General features: G+C 69.6%; 18 protein-coding genes and 1 pseudogene. 9 read left to right on the top strand and 10 right to left on the bottom strand.

The window, feature by feature from the left end; all coding sequences use genetic code 11:
• The first annotated feature begins 470 nt into the window (after positions 1-470).
• Positions 471-953, top strand: coding sequence for a hypothetical protein (locus OG946_RS14030; RefSeq protein WP_326796453.1), 483 nt, complete (start codon positions 471-473; stop codon positions 951-953).
• Positions 950-1,135 (top strand): helix-turn-helix domain-containing protein, encoded by a 186-nt coding sequence (locus OG946_RS14025; RefSeq protein ID WP_326796452.1) that lies wholly within the window; start codon positions 950-952, stop codon positions 1,133-1,135. The genes OG946_RS14030 and OG946_RS14025 overlap by 4 nt, the downstream gene beginning before the upstream one ends.
• A gap of 114 nt (positions 1,136-1,249) precedes the next feature.
• On the opposite strand, the gene OG946_RS14020 is transcribed toward OG946_RS14025, so the two are convergent.
• From OG946_RS14020 to OG946_RS14005, 4 genes are all read right to left on the bottom strand, one after another.
• On the bottom strand, positions 1,250-2,152 hold the full coding sequence (locus OG946_RS14020) for an aromatic prenyltransferase (protein WP_326796451.1): 903 nt from the start codon (positions 2,150-2,152) through the stop codon (positions 1,250-1,252).
• 25 nt (positions 2,153-2,177) lie between these two features.
• The gene (locus OG946_RS14015; RefSeq protein WP_326796450.1) at positions 2,178-2,597 is read right to left on the bottom strand and encodes a TetR/AcrR family transcriptional regulator; all 420 of its coding nucleotides are present in this window, start codon (positions 2,595-2,597) and stop codon (positions 2,178-2,180) included.
• A 43-nt stretch (positions 2,598-2,640) separates the two neighbouring features.
• Positions 2,641-3,540, bottom strand: a complete 900-nt coding sequence (locus tag OG946_RS14010) for an aromatic prenyltransferase (RefSeq protein WP_326796449.1) — start codon at positions 3,538-3,540, stop codon at positions 2,641-2,643.
• Between the two features lie 457 nt (positions 3,541-3,997).
• The gene (locus tag OG946_RS14005; RefSeq protein ID WP_326796448.1) at positions 3,998-6,532 is read right to left on the bottom strand and encodes an SdrD B-like domain-containing protein; all 2,535 of its coding nucleotides are present in this window, start codon (positions 6,530-6,532) and stop codon (positions 3,998-4,000) included.
• A 133-nt stretch (positions 6,533-6,665) separates the two neighbouring features.
• On the opposite strand from OG946_RS14005, the gene OG946_RS14000 reads away from it, so the two are divergent.
• Positions 6,666-7,511: a hypothetical protein gene (locus OG946_RS14000; RefSeq protein WP_326796447.1), complete on the top strand. Its 846-nt coding sequence runs from the start codon at positions 6,666-6,668 to the stop codon at positions 7,509-7,511.
• Between the two features lie 7 nt (positions 7,512-7,518).
• Here the strand turns inward: OG946_RS14000 and OG946_RS13995 are convergent, their stop codons facing one another.
• Positions 7,519-8,862, bottom strand: a complete 1,344-nt coding sequence (locus OG946_RS13995) for a right-handed parallel beta-helix repeat-containing protein (RefSeq protein WP_326796446.1) — start codon at positions 8,860-8,862, stop codon at positions 7,519-7,521.
• Positions 8,863-8,951: 89 nt separating this feature from the next.
• Here OG946_RS13995 and OG946_RS13990 point away from each other — a divergent pair, with 89 nt between their 5' ends.
• Positions 8,952-10,109, top strand: coding sequence for a Dyp-type peroxidase (locus tag OG946_RS13990; RefSeq protein ID WP_326796445.1), 1,158 nt, complete (start codon positions 8,952-8,954; stop codon positions 10,107-10,109).
• 251 nt (positions 10,110-10,360) lie between these two features.
• Here the strand turns inward: OG946_RS13990 and OG946_RS13985 are convergent.
• The 3 genes and pseudogenes from OG946_RS13985 to OG946_RS13975 all read right to left on the bottom strand — a co-directional run.
• Positions 10,361-10,579 (bottom strand): annotated as a pseudogene (locus OG946_RS13985) (IS630 family transposase); the annotation flags it as partial.
• Positions 10,580-11,635, bottom strand: coding sequence for an aldo/keto reductase (locus OG946_RS13980; RefSeq protein WP_442814352.1), 1,056 nt, complete (start codon positions 11,633-11,635; stop codon positions 10,580-10,582).
• A 44-nt stretch (positions 11,636-11,679) separates the two neighbouring features.
• Positions 11,680-12,372 (bottom strand): SDR family oxidoreductase, encoded by a 693-nt coding sequence (locus OG946_RS13975; protein WP_326796444.1) that lies wholly within the window; start codon positions 12,370-12,372, stop codon positions 11,680-11,682.
• A 109-nt stretch (positions 12,373-12,481) separates the two neighbouring features.
• On the opposite strand from OG946_RS13975, the gene OG946_RS13970 reads away from it, so the two are divergent.
• Both OG946_RS13970 and OG946_RS13965 read left to right on the top strand, forming a co-directional pair.
• Positions 12,482-13,042: a TetR/AcrR family transcriptional regulator gene (locus OG946_RS13970; RefSeq protein WP_326796443.1), complete on the top strand. Its 561-nt coding sequence runs from the start codon at positions 12,482-12,484 to the stop codon at positions 13,040-13,042.
• Between the two features lie 47 nt (positions 13,043-13,089).
• Positions 13,090-13,377, top strand: a complete 288-nt coding sequence (locus tag OG946_RS13965; protein ID WP_326796442.1) for a hypothetical protein — start codon at positions 13,090-13,092, stop codon at positions 13,375-13,377.
• A 77-nt stretch (positions 13,378-13,454) separates the two neighbouring features.
• Here OG946_RS13965 and OG946_RS13960 read toward each other — a convergent pair whose 3' ends face one another.
• Entirely contained in the window at positions 13,455-14,012 is a 558-nt protein-coding gene (locus tag OG946_RS13960; protein WP_326796441.1) for a hypothetical protein, read from the bottom strand.
• A 309-nt stretch (positions 14,013-14,321) separates the two neighbouring features.
• Between OG946_RS13960 and OG946_RS13955 the strand changes: the two genes are divergently transcribed.
• Both OG946_RS13955 and OG946_RS13950 read left to right on the top strand, forming a co-directional pair.
• The gene (locus tag OG946_RS13955) at positions 14,322-14,663 is read left to right on the top strand and encodes a hypothetical protein (RefSeq protein WP_326796440.1); all 342 of its coding nucleotides are present in this window, start codon (positions 14,322-14,324) and stop codon (positions 14,661-14,663) included.
• Between the two features lie 380 nt (positions 14,664-15,043).
• A complete protein-coding gene (locus tag OG946_RS13950) occupies positions 15,044-15,685 on the top strand; it encodes an HAD family hydrolase (RefSeq protein ID WP_326796439.1) in 642 nt (213 codons plus the stop codon).
• An 84-nt stretch (positions 15,686-15,769) separates the two neighbouring features.
• Here the strand turns inward: OG946_RS13950 and OG946_RS13945 are convergent, their stop codons facing one another.
• Entirely contained in the window at positions 15,770-16,135 is a 366-nt protein-coding gene (locus tag OG946_RS13945; protein ID WP_326796438.1) for an HAD family hydrolase, read from the bottom strand.
• Between the two features lie 438 nt (positions 16,136-16,573).
• Between OG946_RS13945 and OG946_RS13940 the strand changes: the two genes are divergently transcribed.
• Entirely contained in the window at positions 16,574-17,602 is a 1,029-nt protein-coding gene (locus OG946_RS13940; protein WP_326796437.1) for a DUF6421 family protein, read from the top strand.
• Positions 17,603-17,692: the final 90 nt, after the last annotated feature.

Here is a 17,692-nt window from a genome sequence, read left to right as displayed (position 1 = left end):
GCACTGCCGTGATTCTCAGGGGGAATCTCACCCTCCGCATTTCCTCATCCGGGCAGGGGTGACGTGCCCAAAGTGTGACACGGCCCTGACCTCCACGCCAGCGACGTCGGTGGCGGCCCGGACCGTACGGACCGCGCACGTGCCGACGGCAAGCCACCGGCAAGTCACCCTCAAGCCGGGCAGGTCAGTCTTGGAGCAGGCAACCGGGACTACCGGCGCCGGGGCGGGTGTGCAAACCGGCCGACTGCCGCAGTCGGCGCGGGTCCCTCGGGGGCAGCGGTTTTCGAGGCGATGGGTCTGACGGAGGAGCTTCGATGCCGTTTCATCCCTGTACGCGAGGTCATGCGCGAAGAAGCAGTGCCGCTGCTGCCCCCTCTCTCCTGTGTGACCCCTGCATCAGCCAGGTCGGGCGTCATCTGCGGGAGCTGGCCGGCCTGCACCGGGAGTGCCTGTACCAGGCGTCGCCGACGGTGGCGACCCGGTGGAGCAATCCGACGAAGGTCTCCACGAGCCGCCGCCTCGACTATCCCGACATCTCGGTGCTGGACACACGGCAGCGCATCTCCTCCCTGCTGGAGTCGTGGTCGGGCATGGTCGTGGAGAAGCGGAGGGCCGCCGCGCCGAAGCGCAGCGTGCCGCACCTGGCGGTGTTCCTCGCCGGGCAGGTGGACTGGATCAGCACCCAGCCCGCGGCGGCGGACTTCGCCGACGAGATCGAGGGCCTGGTCAAGGAGCTACGGCAGACCATCGATCCTGAACCGGGCGGGCACTTCACCTTCGTCAAGGAGTGTGTCCAGGACGGCTGCAGCGGAACCATCACCGCCTCGCTCGGAGCCGGCGAGCCGGTGCCCGTGCGGAGCATCGCCTGCTCGGCGGGGCACGCCTGGGCGCCGCACGAATGGCTCCTGCTCAGGCAGCTCATGGAAGGGCGGCGAAAGGGCAGCGAGGCGTGAGCAGACCACCGCACCACAGACTCGTTTCGACCAAGGTGGCCGCGCTGGCCATGGGGGTGTCGGAGGCGACGATCCGAAAATGGGTGAGCCGGGGGAAGCTGACCCGCTACGGCGCGCCGAACCGCCGCTCGCACTTCGACATCGAGGAACTCGCCGCGCTCTCCGCACAGCGCCGGCCCTGAGCCGGGCGTACGGGTACCCCGGTCGCCATCGACTGGCGGACTCCGTCCTGGTCCGCGTGGGCATGAACCGTGAGGCGAAGGAGCCGGGCGGACGGGGCCCGCCCGGCTGGTTCGCTAGCCGGAGGCGGGGGGCGCCGTGGTGTGCATGTGGTTCACCAGGCGCGGGCGCCACTGGTAGTACGACTGGACCTTGCAGTACTCGCCGTCGCCCGGCGAGGTGGCGACGTAGACGGCCTTGGGGTTGTCGGCGCCGTACGGGATCTCCCGCAGGAAATGCTCGATCTTCGGCTCCACCCGGTCCAGGATCGCCAGCGGGTCGGGGGTGATCGCCGAGTAGCAGAAGCGCTCGATGTCCGGGGAGTCCCAGCTCAGTGTGGCGTAGAAGCCGAACGCCTGCTGCGCGAACTTCAGCAGGTGCTCGCTCGGCTCCGGCATGCCGATGTCGCTCAGCATGGACCGGACGGCCGCCGGCGTGAGGCAGTCGTCCACCTCGCCGAAGTACACGTTCATCGTGCGGTGTCCGTAGTCCATGCCGATCAGGGTGATCTTCTCGGCCAGCCCGTAGCGGTCGAAGAAGTCCATGTTCCCGGCCACGCTGGGCGGCATGGAGGGGAGGGCGGCGAGCTTCGGCAGGCTCTGCATCTGCTCGCCGGGGAAGCACGACCACGCCTTCTGGAAGCCGCCGACGAGGCCGAAGTCGATGCCGTAGCTGCCGATGGGGAAGCGCGCCTCGATGTCCCCGAGGAGCGAGTCGATGGGGTGGTCCGTACGCGGCAGGAGGCCGTTGGCCTGCGCGAGCGCATGCGGGTCGATGGTGCTCGGGAGCATCATCATGTGGCAGTTCATCTCTCCGGCGTGGCGGGCGTCGGTCGCCACCCGGAAGAGGATCGCGGCCTGCGGGAGCAGTTCCTCGAACGCGCCGAGGATCGGCCAGACCTTCTCGCGCGCGCAGGGCACGTCCACGAGCCCCGCGGTCTTCTCGATGGCGGCGTACAAGTTCTCTGCCGAACTGGACATGGTTCTCCTGTCGTTGAAGTCGCGGTTACTCGCTCAGGTAGCCCTGGAGCGTGGGCGCGAATGTCTCGACGAGCTCGTCCACCGACGCCGAAGCGATCGGCTCCATCTTCATCACGTAGCGCAGCATGATCAGCCCGACGACCTGCACCACCAGCGCGTTCAGCCGCAGCCGCGGTACGTCGACGACCTCTCCCAGCCGGGTGACGAGCAGGGCGGAGAAGTGCTCGCGCAGGTACTCCGCGCCCTCGGCGCTGCTGGTGGCGGCCCGGACCCGCTCCAGAAGCCGCGGCCGCAGCTCCGGGTTCTCCCAGGCCGTCAGGGACATGCGCAGCAGGTTCTCGCCGAGCTGCGCACGGGGCCCGGAGACCGCTTCTTCGAAGAGCGCGTTCGCCCGTGCGGCGAGGTTCCCGGGAGCGGCGCTTCCCGCCTGAGCGGCTTCGGACATGGTGACCTCCAAGTCTCGGGTACGGCTTCCTGCCGCCGGGATGTCAGTCGCCCCGGGTGAGTTTCCTGAGCATGGGCGAGAGCTGGTAGTAGGAATTCGCCTCGACGAACTGCTCTTCTGGCACCCACTTGACGGCGATCAGATTCACCCGCTCGCCCTCGTACGCGAACGGCGCCTGCCGCACGAACCGTTCCATGTGCGGCTCCATGGGGGCCGGGATTTCCGCGGGCTCGAATCCCGCACTCGGCGGCGGGGCGAGAGCGACGCGGAAGATGTGCGCGGAGTCCCAGCCGAGCGTGATGTTCGCCCGCATCGCCGCGCTGACATACCGGAGCACCGCTTCGCCGGGCTCCGGCATTCCCATCTCGCGCAGCATCGAGGCGATGGCGCCGGGCTCGGGCCGGTTGTCGGGGGTGAACTGGAAGTACAGGTTCATCGTGTTCGCGCGGTAGTTGACCCCGACCATCGCCACCTTGTCGAGCCCGTAGCGCGCGAAGAGCCCTGCGTTCTCGGCGACCGCGTCCGGCATGGACGGGATGTCGGTGAGCGCCGCGAGCGGCTGCAATGCCTGCGGGAAGTGCGCGTAGAGCTTCTTGAACCCGCCGACGACCCCGGCGTCTATGTAGTACTCCTGGACCGGGACACGCCCGCCGATGTCGGAGAGCAGGGCGCCGACGGGATGGCCGGTCTCGCCGACGAACCCCTTCGCCAGCGCGTACGGGTACGGATTCCCGATCTCACCCGGCACCCTGAAACTGAAGTCCAGCTCGGCCGCGTTACGCTCACCGCTCTGCACCCCGAGAACGACCAGATCCTCACCCAGCACGGCACCGAACGCATCAAGCACCGGCCACACCTTGTCGCGAACGCAGACGGCACCCACGAGCCGGGCGGATTCCTCCAGCGCCGAATACACTTCTTCCACTTCGGTCTTGTCTGCCAACATTTCCTCCCTGTGCGAGTCATTCGTGTGCGGGCATGGCAAAGCCGCCACCGGGTTGCGTCCCGGACGGCGGCGTAGAAACGTGGCTTTGTCATGTGGGGGGAGAGGGCCGGAAGACGGCACCCGCGACGCCAGGTCGCGGGGAGGGGGAGCCGGCATACAGAAGCGCCGGGAAATCGGGACCAGAGCCCGAACCTCAGCGGCGCAACCCTATTTCTAGATTCTTCAGCCCTCGGCTGTCAAGCCCCCTGCACCGCAGGACGCCACACCCCGACAAACCGGAACAACACCCTTCGGTAACCTCGCGGGGATTGCAGAATCCGCAACGCTGCCGTGTCCATTGCCCCTGTGGAACCCTGGCGGCTGCGCGAAACGCCCGCGCGGGGCACGCCCTTGGCGAGGGCGTCCATGCCGACGGGCCGGTGCGAACGCACCGGCCCGTCGGGGAGTTCGGGTGTCAGCGGTGCCTGGCGCGCCGATGACGGCTGACCAGGACGGCTGCCGCACCCGCACCGAGCAGCAGGGCGGCGAGGGCGAGGACCTCTCCCAGGCCGGACGTGCCGGTGCTTGCGAGTGAACCACCCGGCTTCCGGTCGCCTGCCGGTGCCGGGGTGTTGGGCGCCGGGTCCGTCGGGGGCGCCGGTGACGGTGTCGGTGGCTCGGTTGCCGGCGGCTCGGTTGCCGGCGGCGTGGGTGTCGGGGGCGTGGGTGTCGGCGGTGCCTCCTTCGGGATGTACACACCGGCGTCGATCGTGTGATCGACCCCTCCGGGCCTGGTCGGCGCGGTGACCGGGGCGTACCCGTTGCACAGCCGGCCGTTGTCCGGCGGGGTCACGTTGGAGTCATGCACCCGGTCGTCACCGGCCCGCGGCAGGGTGAACCGCAGGTCATCGGCGGCCGGCCGGTCCGGCACGTCGCCGGTGTCCGCCGTGCACACATCGAACTGCACGGTGTATTTGGCGCCCGGAATCAGCTCGTACTCCGCTCCGACACCGCCGAAGTAGTACTCACCGGCGGCATCGGTCGTGGTGGTGGCGACCTTCTCGCCATCGGCGTCCAACAGGTTGATCGTCGCATCCGGCAGCAGCACGTGCCCGGCGTCCTGGACGCCGTTGTGATCGCCGTCGAACCACACCACGTTGCCGATCTGGATCGGTGCGTTCGCCGCGGCGTACGCGATGTCGCCGAGGCCGCCGGCCTTGCCGAACCCGTTCTGGTTCGGACCGACGAACTGGTAGGCGTTGGCTGCCGGATCGTTGCCGGGGCCGAGGCCGGTGGCGACGTCGTAGTAGCCCGTTCCGCTGGTGATGACCTGTCCGGTCGGGTCCATCTGGGTGCTGACGGCCCACTGCTGCTGCGGGATGTAGGCGACCGATCCCAGCGAGGACTCCTGGTGCGGACCTGGTTGGGTCGCGGAGCCGCCGTTCGGGAAGAAGTCACCCGGGAAGTACTCGACGACGCCGCTGGGCTGGACCCCGTCAAGGGTGGGGTCCGTGGCGTGGTCGGGGCAGTTTCCGGTGCCTTCCCACTCGTACCCGCCGGTGGGCGTGGCGCAGGCCATGTTGATGTCGCCGCCGGACATGCCGTTCTGCGGGGTGTCGTTGCCCGGCCTGGGGTCCAGCCCGCCCCAGCTCACGACGTCCATGAACCGGTCACGGAAGCCGAGGATCAGCGAGCCGTCGCGGGTGAAGGCCAGACTGGCCAGCTCCGGCTGCGGATCGATCATCGGGCCGTTCACGCTGAAGGTGTCCCAGTCCTCCAGGGCGGTGTTCCACGGGTTCCAGTGGTTGACCTGGTCGCGGCCGGAGTTGCTGGTGAGCACGCTCCCGCGCTCGAAGTCCAGCGGCTGGGACAGCACGGTGGTGAAGTCCTCGCCGTCATAGGTGGCGACGACGGCCTTCAGGTCCGCGCGATCCTGTGTGCTCTCGGCGCTGCACACGCCCCCGACGTAAAGGGTGTTGTTGTGGGTGGCCACGCTGAACGGGCGCCAGTCGTCCGGCGACGCGCAGCCCGGGTCGGGGATCGGCACGGTCGCCTTGGGCGCGGAGGCCGTGGGCTTGGTCGCGTCGAAGCTGACGAGGCTGCGGGTGAGCAGGTTCACCGCGTACAGGGTCGAGCCGTCCTCCGACAGGTCCAGGCTGCCGATGCTCTCCTTGCCCGGTGCGTCGGTGAAACCGGCGTCCTTGATCAGGTTGTCGGTGTCGTGCGGCGTCTTCGTGGCGCCCGGCACCTTCGCGAACAGCTTCGGGGCACCCCCGCCGTCGGCCGGCACGGTGTAGATCGCGTCACCGCCGTCCGGCCCGTACTCGGTGTACCGCCGGGCGAACGCCGACTGGAAGAGCTGGTCGCGGTGTTTGTCGTAGGCCAATCCGTAGGTCGTGCCCACCTGGTCCTGCGTGTTGAGCACTTCCGGGCATGCCTGCTGGTCGGGACAGTTACCGCGGGCGTCCGTCCCGAACGCCACCAGTGCCCGGGTGTCCGTCCCGCCGGCACCGCTCTGGATCGGCACGAAATAGCGGGAGTCGGGCAGTGCGTAGTCGGCCGGGTCCCAGACCCCGGTGATCACCGAGTCGTCCTTGCCGTCCGAGACGTCCACGGACGTGGTGAAGCTGTCGAAGTGGTTCGGCGCGGTCGAGGCGGGCGCCGCCCGCAGATAGTCGCTGTAGGGTGCGGGGACGGTGACATCGACGCGGTAACGGCCGCCGGTCAGCTCGCTCGACGGCGGCACGACGACCTTCCCGGTGGCATCCGTGACGCCGGTGACGTGATGGCCGGCGGGGTCGGTGACATCGACCTTCATCCCGCGCTGCGGCACGTCCATGGTCGAGTTGATCACGCCGGTGCCGAAGAAGTCCCGCAGTACCTGAACGGTGAGGCTGCCGTCGGAGGCCGAAGCGCTGGCCTGCCCGGCGCCGGTCAAGAGTGTGCCTGTGCCGCCGCCCACGAGCAAGAGGCCGGACAGCCCTAAACGCACCACTCCATGTAATGGCATGGCATTCCTTCATTTGTTCGACGCCGACGTCAAATCGGCATATTCCAGGTTGAGTTTATGGGCTACGGAGGGTCATGTCCGGAGAACACAGAGTTTGTCCGTGGCTGCGTTTGACCTGTTACAGTCGCGCCGCGTGCGGAGCATCAGAATGCAGAGCATCGACACCAAGCGGGGCCCCGGGGGGCGCGAGGCGGGCCGGCGCCGCCGGTGGCCGAGGTTGCGCTGGGTGGCGGCCGCCGCCCTCGGCATCACGGCTGCCGCCGTCACCGCCTCCGTCCTCCTGGGCGACAGCGGTGGGCCCACCGCCCCACGGGCGTTGACCTCGGACGAGGCGAACCGGCTGGCGGTCACACGGTTCCTCAACTACCAGGCGGGAGGCCGGGCGGTGACCATCACGGTCCCGAACGCCGCCGGCGGGCTGGTGATCACCGCGTCCGTCGACTACCGCACCCACACCGGTTACGGGGTGGTGCGCGGCACCGGGCGCGACACGACCAGCGACGGGCTGATCCAGTGGACGGCCACCACCGTTCTCGTCCACCCCATGACAGACCCCCCGGCGGTCGCACCGGCGTCGCCGCCCGCGTCCGGTTGGCACAGTCGTCCGCTGCAGACGTCCGGCATGGCCCTGGACACCTCGCTGGGCATCGCACTCGGCCTCGGCAGCGACCGGCCGGAGAACGCCGCGCTGCTGCCGCAGAACGGCGCGGCATGGGTCGGGCGGGACAAGGTGCACGGCCATCGGACGGACATCATGAACGGACCGGACGCCGACACCAAGGCCGGTGCGTCCGACAAGGCCGGTACGTCTGCCGAGGCCGGTACGTCACCGACCGTGCGCTACTGGATCGGCTCGGACGGCACCATGTACCGGGTCCAGGCCGGCATCGCCTCCGAGCCGAAGCCGGTGGTCTTCGACTTCGACGACCGGGCGTACGTCCCCGTCAAGCCGGTACCCGGCCTCACACCGGCGCCGTAGCCGCCGCTCACGAAGTCCGCGCTCGCGCACGGTCGGCGAGCAGCGACTCCGGCGGCAGCGCGATGTCCGCGACGTCCGGCAGCGCCGGAACGTCCGGCACGACGGTGGCGCCTGTGGTCGTGGCACGCGGGAACTCCGGCTGCGGGCCCGGCGCGGCCACGTCGGTGAACGGGATGCCCGCGGGCCCCGTCGCACTCGGCCAACTGCCGGAGGGCGTGGGCGACGTGGCGGGAACCGGGCAGGACGCGGTGTCCACGAGCTCCGTGGGCACGGTCTCTTGAAGCGCGTTCCCTTGCAGGCAGTTGCCCTGTCCGCGGGTGGCGGTGGGGAACGTCGAGCCGATGTCGACGCCGTTGGCGGTGAAGGTGTTGTCCGTGATCCTGTTGCGGTCGGCCGTCAGGTCGGCGGTCGCGGTGATCACGAGCCCGGCGTTGGTGTTGCCGGTGATCCGGTTGCGGACGAACCGGTTGTCGCTGCCGCCGTCGACGCCGATACCGATGCCCCAGCCGCCGTCGGCCTGTTCGGGCGTCTTCGGGTGCTGATTGTCCGCGATCAGGTTGCCGGCGACGACGGCGTCGCGCTGCGGGAGCAGTTTCTCCTGGTGGTCGGAGCTGGTGGTCAGGCCGACGCGGTTGCCGACCAGACGGTTGCCGACCACGTACATCTCGCCGCTGGCGTTGGTGCCTTCGTAACCGACCGCGTTGAGTTCGGAGACGTTGTCCCGTACCACGATCCGGCACGGCTTGCACTGGCCGACATAGATTCCTGAGTCAGCCCCGCCCGATGCGTAGGAGTGCTCGATGGCACCGTTCTGCGCGGAGAACGCGTAGATGCCGTACAAGCCGTTACGGGTCGCGGTCACATGCGAGACCAGGAACGACTTCAGGAGCGTGACGGGTTCATCACCGGTGTCGTAACCGCCGCTGCCCGGCAGCCCTTCGACCGCCGCCGCCGAACCGGTGACCAGCACCCCGTTCTGCGTGTTCCTCTGCACGGTCAGGTTCTCCACGGCCACGCCGGGCGCGGTGACGACCACCCCGTTCGGCCGCCGCAGCTCACCGTCGATGACCACCTTGGCCCGGGACTCACCCCGCAGCGTGATGCGAGCCGTGTCGAGCTTCACCGACTCGCGGTACACACCCGGAGCCACCAGCACCAGGTCACCGGGCCGGGCCAGGGACACGCCGGCCGAGATCGTCGGGGCGTCGCCGGGCACACGGATCGTCACCCGCGCACCGTCCGGCCGCCGGCCCTCGTCCGGTCCGTCGTCGTCGCCACCGCTGCCACAGCCGGCCAGCAGCGTCAGTGCGCCCAGTAACGCCGTCATCACGCGAAGTGCCGATCGAGACATGACGGCCAGTCTGGCACGAGGACGAATTCCCCGCCGGAACACGTCGGTTGAGCGGCAGACGCGAGGCCCGGTGTGACACTCTGCACCTCATGGACCGCGTCGATCGCCCTCCGTCACGCCGCGCGTTCCTCGATGTCACGGGTGCCACGGTGGCCGCCGGTCTCGTCGCCGGTTGCTCATGGGACTCCGCCGAGCCGGGTCGTCCCGCCCGTTCCGCGGCGGCCGCGTCCACGCCGGTTCCGGCGACGGGCCGGCATCAGGCGGGGGTCACGCTTCCCCGGTCGCCCCAGCGCAACCTGCTGGCCGTGGTGGCCGACCTCGGCACCGCGGTGTCGCCGGGCCCGTTACTGGCCGAACTCGGCGAGACCGTCCGCGCCCTCACCGCCGGGTCCGACCCGCGGCTGCTGGGCCTGTCTCCGGGTGACCTGACGGTGACCGTCGGCGTGGGTCCGCGGCTGGTGCGGACGGCGGGCGCTTCACTGCCCGGCGCGGTCGACCTCCCGCGGTTCTCCCGCGAGCGGATCGCTCCGCAGGCACGCGGCGGTGACCTGCTGATACAGATCTGCGCCGACGACGCGCTGCTCCTGCCGGTCGTCGCCGCCGCGCTCCTGGACCAGGCCGGCGACCGCGTCCGCGAACGGTGGCGGCAGTCCGGACGCCGCGGTACGGACGTGCCGGTCGCCAAGGGCCGTACCGCACCGCGCAACCTGCTCGGTTTCATCGACGGCATCGTGGGCCCGCACACGGACGCCGAGCAGGAACGTGACCTGTGGCTGGCCGGGCCCTCCGCGGTCGCCGGCGGCACCCTGGCCGTACTGCGGCGCATGGAACTCGACCTGACCCGGTTCGCCGCCCTGTCCGTCCCCGAGCAGGAGGCGGTCTTCGGGCGGCGCCGGGCCGGCGGCGCACCCCTCTCCGGCGGCACCGTCGCTGCCGCCCCGGAACTGGGCGCCAAGACACCCGACGGGCGCTATCTCATCCCCGTGGACGCCCACGTGCGCAGGGCGAACCCCACCGCGGTCGGCGTCGGCCACATGCTCCGCCGTTCCTACAGCACCGACGAGCCGGCCCCCGGACTGCTCTTCATCAGCTTCCAGAACGACCTGCGGACCTTCACGGCCACGCTCACCCGCATGGACACCTCCGACGCCCTGCTGCCCTTCACCACCACGACGGCCGGCGCGACCTTCCTGATCCTCCCCGGCTTCGACCGGCAACACCCGCTCGGTTCCTCTCTGTTCCGCTGATCGCCGTTCGGAAGATCGACTCCCCGTCCGCCACGCAAACGGCCCCGGACGAGGAGCCCGAGGCCGAGTGAAGCCCTCCCTGGCGTAGAAAAACCAGGTCAGAGAGGAAATACCTGGTGCCCCCGGCAGGACACCACACAGATGGGAACGGTCACAGGCCATGGTCACCGGGCGCACGGATCACCATCGAGTCCACTTTGCCACTCTGAAGCCCCAGCGTTGGTGCCGTAGGTTCGGTTCACGGGCGGGACCTAGTGTCCTGAGTCGTTGATTCGCCGGCAGTGTGCGGTGAGGGTGTCGAGGATCTGGTCGGCGGTCTTGGTCCAGATGAACGGCTTGGGGTCTTTGTTCCACTCGTTGATCCACTGCCGGATGTCGCGCTCCAGCTCGGTGACACTCCGATGCGCCGATCTGCGGAGTTTCCGGTTCGTCGGTTCGGCGAACCAGCGCTCGACGAGGTTCAGCCGGGATCAGGCCACCGGAACGACCGGGGTGGTGATCCGGTCGGCGGCGCCTCCCTGGAGCCGGTCCAGGGAGGCGATGATCCCCTCGTGGGGCGCGCCGAGCGGCATCGCGCTGACCTCGGTCAGGCGGGTGTACTGCGCGTCGGTCAGCCGGACGTCGAGGGCGCCGAGGTAGCTGTCGAGCTGGGAGAGACTGCGCGGGCCGATGATCGGGACGAGCGTGGCCACGGAACGGGCGGCGCGCTCGCGCACCCAGGCCACCGCCACCTGGGCGGGCGTCACGCCGGTCTCCTCGGCGATCGCCAGGACGGTGTCGACGACGGCGGTCTTCTGGTCGGTGCTCTCGGTGTGGATGACCATGCCCAGGTCGCTCAGGCGCCCCTCGGCAGAGGTGCGGTACTTGCCGGTGAGCAGTCCGCCGCCGAGCGGGGACCACAGGGCTGCGCCGAGCCCGAGGCTCTCGGCCATGGGCAGGAGCTCACGGTCGGCGGTGCGCTCGACGAGGCTGTACTCGTGTTGGATGCCCACGATCGGGGCCCAGCTCTTCAGGTCCGCGAGAGTTACCGCGCGCGAGACGCGCCAGGCGGGGAAGTTGGACAGCGCGGCGTGGTGAATCTTGCCGGCGCTCACCAGGTCGTCGAGTCCGCGCAGGAGTTCCTCCATCGGCGTGAGCTCGTCGGGGAAGTGCACCCAGAGCAGGTCGATGTAGTCGGTGCCCAGGCGCTTCAGGCTGGCCTCGACCGAGGCGGCCATGTTCTTGCGGCTGTTGCCGGTCTTGGAGATGTCCGGCTGCGGGGCGGCGCCGAGGGTGAACTTCGTGGCCAGGACGAAGTGGTCGCGGTCGGCGGAGATCAGCCGTCCGGTCAGGTCCTCCGACTCGCCGAACTGGTAGCCGTCCGCGCTGTCGAGAAAGGTGCCGCCGGCCTCGGCGAACCGCTCGAAGATCCGCCGGGCCTCGTCGGGCTCGGCGCCTGCGCCCCAGCCGGTGCCGAAGTTCGCGGTGCCGAGCGCGTATTCGGAGACGCGCAGTCCGGTCCGGTGGCCGAAGGTCGTGTAGCGCATGAGATGTCCTTGTCTGAGAGGTGTGGTCGCGCCCGGGGTGAGCGTCAGTCTGCGTTCGGCTGGGGTGCCGCGGACAGGCTCTGCTTGACGTACCGGCTGGCCTCGTCCGCGAGGATCTCGGGCAGGCCGGTCTCGATGCCCTGCAGGGCCTGGGCCGCGACATCGGCGGCAGCGACCTTCTGATCGGCGGGCACGCCGGCGGCCATGTCGGTGTCCATGTAGCCGACGTGCAGCGCGGAGACGGTGATCCCGCGCGGTGCCAATTCCTCACGGGTCGCGTCGCTCAGCGCCCAGGCGGCGGCCTTGGACGCGGCGTAGGAGCCGAGGCCGGCCGGGTGGAACCAGGACAGGGCGGACAGGACGTTGAGTACGGTGCCGCCGCCGTTGTCCTCGATCACGGGGGCGAAGGCGCGGGTCGCGACGAGCGGGCCGAAGAAGTTGGTCTCCATCTCGCGACGTACCTCGTCCAGGCCGCCTCCGATCAGCGTCGCGCCGGTGGAGATGCCCGCGTTGTTGATCAGCAGTGTCGCGTCGGACGCCACCCGGGCGGCCTCCCGTATCGACGCCTCGTCCGTGACGTCCAGCCGCAGCGGGACGACGCCCGGCACATCGACCGTCTCGGGGCGCCGGGCCGCCGCATAGACCTTCGCGCCGCGCTCGACGAGCTGGGCTGCCAGGTGCCGCCCGAGCCCCCGGTTGGCGCCGGTGACGACCGAGACCGCGTTCTTCAGTTCCATGCTCACTCCTGTTCCTGGCGGGCACCGTCGGCACCCGCAGCAAAATAGATTATGTGTACAATCCAAACACTACGATAGATGCCAGTCGACATCCAAACGGGAGGTGGCTATGGGCCGCGTATCGCAGGCACAGGCGGAGGAGAATCGCAGGCGGGTGGTGGACACCGCCTCCCGGCTGTTCCGGGAGCAGGGCACGCAGGTCAGCGTCGCCGGCCTGATGAAGGCGGCCGGTCTGACCCACGGCGCGTTCTACAAGCAGTTCGCCTCCAAGGAGGCGCTCGTCGACGAGGCAACCGCCCACGCCTTCGCCGAGCTCGCTCGGCGCTACACCGAGGGACTTGAGCGGTATGAAGGGCGGCGTGACGCCGCCCAGCAGGTGCTGATCGACACCTACCTCTCCGTCGAGCACCGCGACGGCCCGGCGGACGGCTGTCCGGTCGCAGCCCTCGCCTCCGACATCGCGCGCGAAGGCGGGGGACGTGAGGCCCGTCGCGTCTACACCGAGGGAGTGGCCGACTTCGCCGATTTCCTCGCTACCGACGACCAGGACGGCATCGTCCGCCTCTGCACCCTGTTCGGAGCGCTGGTCCTGTCCCGGGCCATCAACGGCTCCCCGCTCTCCGAAGAGATCCTCGCCGCCGCGCACGCAGCCTTGACCGAAGCAGGCTGATCAAGGGCGCGGTGCGCGTATACGTCGACCGCCGGCGGGAGCGGTGGATGACGTCGCCGGAGCAGCAGGCCATCGCCGTCGAGCTGGAGCGGCTCCGCGGCATCACCGAAGCCGGGTTCGCGCGGCTGCACGGGCGGCTCGACGTCGTGCTGCAGCGCACGGACCGCGCCGAGCAGGACGTGCGGAGGCTCCGCGAGGACTTCGACCAGGACCTCGCCGAACTCCGCGCGGAGGTCGAGGCACTCAAGCGCGGCCGGTGGCCGCTGCCCGCGGTCGGCGCGCTCACCGGCGTTGGCGCGCTGGCCGTCGCGGACCTGCAGTACGTCGGCAGGTGACCACGGGTACGTCGGGCTCCGCGTGTTCAAGCGTGGCGGCCCGCGAAGGTCTGGGGGCGCCGTCGGCTTCCAGATGATCAGTCTTCGCCGGGCTCGGCCTCGTCCATGGGGATGTCGGCGAGAGCTTCGCTGATCAGGCGGGTGGCGAAGTCACGGTCGTCGGTGACGCGGTTGATGTGCTCCGCGAGCAGGAAGGCGGTGGCCTCCAGAGCGTTCATCTCGTCGCTGGTCCAGGGCCCGTACTGTTTGCGCCACAGGCTGGGGCTCAGGCCGGTGCCTGCGGCGATGATCAGGCCGACCATGGTGGGGATGGCCTCGGGACGGATGCTCCGGGGCATCTGGCGCATCGTGGCCACGAAGCTGGGCACCACGTACTCGATGACGTCCTTGTCGTGGTCCTCGTGGGCCAACCGCAGCCAGCGCATGAACAGGTAGATCAGCGTGCAGGTGCCGTCTAGCACGTCATCGGCGCCCTTGGGGCCCAGGGAGGCGATGAACTGGTCGGTCAGCGCCCGTTGCTCGGCGTCCGTGCCTGTGGTGCCGTCGTAGATGCTCTTGAGCCGGGAGTCGATCATCATGAGGGCAGCGCCCACATCTCCGGCGGGAGCGTGCTGGGGGTCGCAGGGCGATGACACAGGACTCCTCCTTCTGTGACGCTGTGTGCCCGTACCGTAGGCCGCGCATGAGGGTGGGGTCTGACGAATCCCTGTGTTTCCGTCGGATAAAGGCGCAGGGTGCCGCAGTACGCCGTCCCGGGTCACGGGGTGAGCGGTGCAGCTCTACGGCGCGGGTGAGTAAGGCGCGCGTAGCTGGGTGACGATCCACGACAACTGGGCGGTGAGCGCGTGGGTGAGGGTCGCTGCGTCAGTGGTCGGCGCTGTGCGCGCCGTCGTCCGGTTCTGGCTGTCGGCCGCGGGGGCAGCCCGCTCGGTACCCTGCCGTTCATGACTGAGAGCCCAACTGCTGGTGTCGAGGCGTTGCTCGGCGAGGAGATCCTCCCTCTCGCCGCCAGCACGTTCGTGGGGACGTTCACGGGTGTCGGACTGGGGCGCGAGCGAGCCCGCAACGTGGTGGACAAGGAGATCCACCACCGGTTCGGGAAACCTCGCGGAGGCGACGCCCATTACGCCTACAAAGCGGTCATTCTTCAGATCGTCTTGATCTGGGAGCAGGCACGGATCGCGGCGCGGACCGCCAGTGGCCCTCTGGTCCTGCTCCCCGATGGCGCCCGGCTGCTCAACGCCACGGACGCGGTCGACGAACTGCGCGCCCTGCTCCGAGCTTGACGTCCAGCCTTGACCCGCCGGCTGAGGAGGGTCGGGAACTGGAAACGGAGCGACAGCCACAGCGTCAGTCCCTGACCCTGCTCAGCCGACCCCGGGACTACCCGGTGTCCTCTGGTGGCTGATTCCGCTGGACGGCGATGCCGGCCCACAGCCCAGCGCGCGTAAAGTCGGCGCCCCGGAACGCCTCCTGGGTAAACCGCTGGTAGCGCTTGCCCACTCTGCTATGGGCTTGGCTCTCGGCCCGGCCGCCCGCCGGCGGCGCCCAACCGGGTATCCGCGTCGGACATGTGTTCGGCTGCGCGGGGAGCCCTTTTCCCTGGGTACACCTACCGGTGGGGCCGAGCACCCGCCCGGTCTGTGCCGGAGCCTAGGCTGCGCCTGTGGTTGAGACGATCGTCCTCGACGTCGGGGAGACCCTGGTCCGTGACGACCGCTACTGGGCGGGATGGGCCGACTGGCTCGGCGTCCCGCGGCACACCGTGTCTGCGCTCGTCGGCGCGGCGGTCGTCGCCGGCCGGGACAACGCCGACGCGCTGCGCCTGCTGCGGCCCGGCATTGACGTCGACGCCGAGCGCGTTGCCCGCGAGGAAGCAGGCCGCGGCGAGCAGTTGGCGGAGGAGGACCTGTATCCGGACGTCCGCGGAGCACTCAGCGGGCTGCGCAAGCTCGGCGTGCGGGTGATCGTTGCCGGGAACCAGACGATCCGCGCGGGCGAGCTGCTTCGGGCGCTCGACCTGCCGGCGGATCTCGTCGTCACCTCCGGGGAGTGGGGGGTGGCCAAGCCCGGGGCCGCGTTCTTCGCCCGCGTGCTGGAAGTGGCGCAGGCGGATCCGGGAGAGACCGTGTACGTCGGTGACCACCCGCCCAACGACCTGTTCCCGGCGAAGAAGGCGGGCATGCGGGCGGCTCACCTGCGGCGGGGCCCGTGGGGGCACTGGTGGGCGGACGACCCCGAGGTGGTGCAGGCCGCGGACTGGCGCATCGACACCCTCACGGACCTCACGGCGATCATCGCCGACTGATGTGCGAAACGGCTCACCCGGTCACCCGGGCACCGGCGGCCGATGTGGTGTCCGGCACTGTACGGGTGTCTGCGCGGCGGAAGGTCACGCCTCAACGTCGTGCCCGCGCACGAGCTTCACCAGTAGGCGCGGATCCTCCAGGCTCGACAGCACGACATCGGCCCCGGCCTGGCGCAGCACATCTTCGCTGCTGTGGCCGGATGCCACGGCGAGTACTCGCACACCTTGTTGAAGTCCGGCAGCTACGTCGGCGGGCGTGTCTCCGATCAGCACCGTGTCCGCGGCAGGCACGCCGGCGCGTTCCAGGGCGAGGGCGACAAGGTCGGCCCGCTCGTCGTGCTCCTCCCCGTATGCGCCGACTTCCCAGCGGATGTGCCGGTCGAGGCCGAAGACCTGCAACTTGATCTCGGCGACGGCGCGGACGTTGCGCCCGTTCCGGAACCCGGCCACGGAACGGACGGCCTCGGCGCGGACCTCGGCCCGCCGCCAGCGCCTCCGCAACCTCCCGCAGCCGCTCCCGGGCCCGTCGCTCCTCCTGATGCTCCCGCTCGGCCAGCGCGAGCTGCTGAGCGGAGACGAACGCCGCCGTCTCCCACGCCGTGTTCTCCGCACGCCGCCGCCCCTCCTCCCGCGTCGCGGCCGGCGGGACACCGCTCGTCCTCCCCGGAGGCGAAGGCGCTCTCGAATGGTGATGCGCACGTACCCTAGCCACGGTCTTGACACGGAGTTAGGATCCCCTGATCGACTCGCGATTCCGCGACTCCGCTCGTTCACCTGAATCCCGCTCCGGTCCGGAGGCATTGGATGGATCCGCTGAACTCGCTGTGCGCAGAGACCGATGAAATCCGCCGGGACCTCGCCGATCGTGCCTTATTCCGGGATCCGGAGATGCTTACCCGACTCGCCCATCGCATCGAGGAAATGCCGGGACTGTGCCGGGAACCCGCGGTCCGTGCCTTTCTGGACGACATACGCGACTTCACCCCGGGGCGACGGCTCGCAGCTGTCAAGGAACACATCAACGCAAGGCGGGACAACCGGCTGTTCTCCCTGTTCGACGCGTCGTACTTCCCCTCGCTGCGGTTGGAGTTCCTGGCGTACGAAACCCTGCCCACGAATCCGCACCTGGCCGATCGGTACGCCAGTAATACGATGCCGGTGAACATCGTCGCCCGCTCCGCGGGATTCGGCGGCCGGCCGGTGGTGGCGCTGTTCCCGGAGAATCACATCGACGGGGTGCAGGAGCCGGACGACCAGATCTTCTATTTCATCGACAAGTTCGTGGAGCGGCATCGCCGAATTACCCGCCGCATGCTGGGACCGGTCCTTGCGGAAGGCAGTCTGCCACTTGTGCAGAAAGCTACGGACGCGGAGATAGAGATGGCCTCGTCCTGGTGGGTGCGACTGCACGAATACCACCACAGGCAGGGCGATATGCCCATTCCGGAGTTCCTCCCGGCGAAGAAGTCGAAACCGCTGGCCGGGCTGGAGGAGCTGCGCGTCGACGTGTCCGGCATGCTGGCGCTCCTCGGCGACGCCGCGCTGCCGGCGGAACCGGCGCGGTTGACGTACGAGTACATCCTCGCCGAACGGCTGCTGCGCTACGCGGTCGAGGGCATACCCCGCCCCAACTACGACGCCGTCGCCTCGCAGCTTCTCTTCTCCTATCTCACGGAGCACAGCGGGCTGCGGCTTCGGGGCGGCCTGATCCACCTCGACCGGGACCTCCCCCGGGTACTGGCCGGGTTCCTCGGCGAGATCGAGGCGATCGAGCGCAGGATCCACCAGGAGCCGGTGGCCGCGGTGAAGAAGCGGCTGCTGGAGTTCACCCACGCCTACACGGACTACGACGCCGAGGCCGGCGACTACCGGCACATCCCGTACTTCGCCGCGGTCAAGGCGTCGTTGGGTGTGTAGGGCAAGGGCCCGGACGGGCCCGGCGGCCGCGCGTCACCGCGCGGCGGCCGAAGGAGCGGCGCGACCCGCACGGAACGGAAAAACAGGAGC

Origin of the sequence: Streptomyces sp. NBC_01808, assembly GCF_035917395.1 — a bacterium.
GTDB lineage: Bacteria > Actinomycetota > Actinomycetes > Streptomycetales > Streptomycetaceae > Streptomyces.
Note: the sequence above shows the minus strand (reverse complement) of the source record. Positions and strands in the feature narration are given on the sequence as shown.

Bases quoted from the DNA above. Each gene is read 5' to 3' on its own strand.
- OG946_RS13955 (WP_326796440.1), top strand. From the start codon at position 14,322: ATGACTGAGAGCCCAACTGCTGGTGTCGAGGCGTTGCTCGGCGAGGAG.
- OG946_RS13995 (WP_326796446.1), bottom strand. From the start codon at position 8,862: ATGTCTCGATCGGCACTTCGCGTGATGACGGCGTTACTGGGCGCACTG.
- OG946_RS13965 (WP_326796442.1), top strand. From the start codon at position 13,090: ATGACGTCGCCGGAGCAGCAGGCCATCGCCGTCGAGCTGGAGCGGCTC.
- OG946_RS13940 (WP_326796437.1), top strand. From the start codon at position 16,574: ATGCTTACCCGACTCGCCCATCGCATCGAGGAAATGCCGGGACTGTGC.
- OG946_RS14020 (WP_326796451.1), bottom strand. From the start codon at position 2,152: ATGTCCAGTTCGGCAGAGAACTTGTACGCCGCCATCGAGAAGACCGCG.
- OG946_RS14015 (WP_326796450.1), bottom strand. From the start codon at position 2,597: ATGTCCGAAGCCGCTCAGGCGGGAAGCGCCGCTCCCGGGAACCTCGCC.
- OG946_RS13975 (WP_326796444.1), bottom strand. From the start codon at position 12,372: ATGGAACTGAAGAACGCGGTCTCGGTCGTCACCGGCGCCAACCGGGGG.
- OG946_RS13970 (WP_326796443.1), top strand. From the start codon at position 12,482: ATGGGCCGCGTATCGCAGGCACAGGCGGAGGAGAATCGCAGGCGGGTG.
- OG946_RS13990 (WP_326796445.1), top strand. From the start codon at position 8,952: ATGGACCGCGTCGATCGCCCTCCGTCACGCCGCGCGTTCCTCGATGTC.
- OG946_RS13980 (WP_442814352.1), bottom strand. From the start codon at position 11,635: ATGCGCTACACGACCTTCGGCCACCGGACCGGACTGCGCGTCTCCGAA.
- OG946_RS14005 (WP_326796448.1), bottom strand. From the start codon at position 6,532: ATGCCATTACATGGAGTGGTGCGTTTAGGGCTGTCCGGCCTCTTGCTC.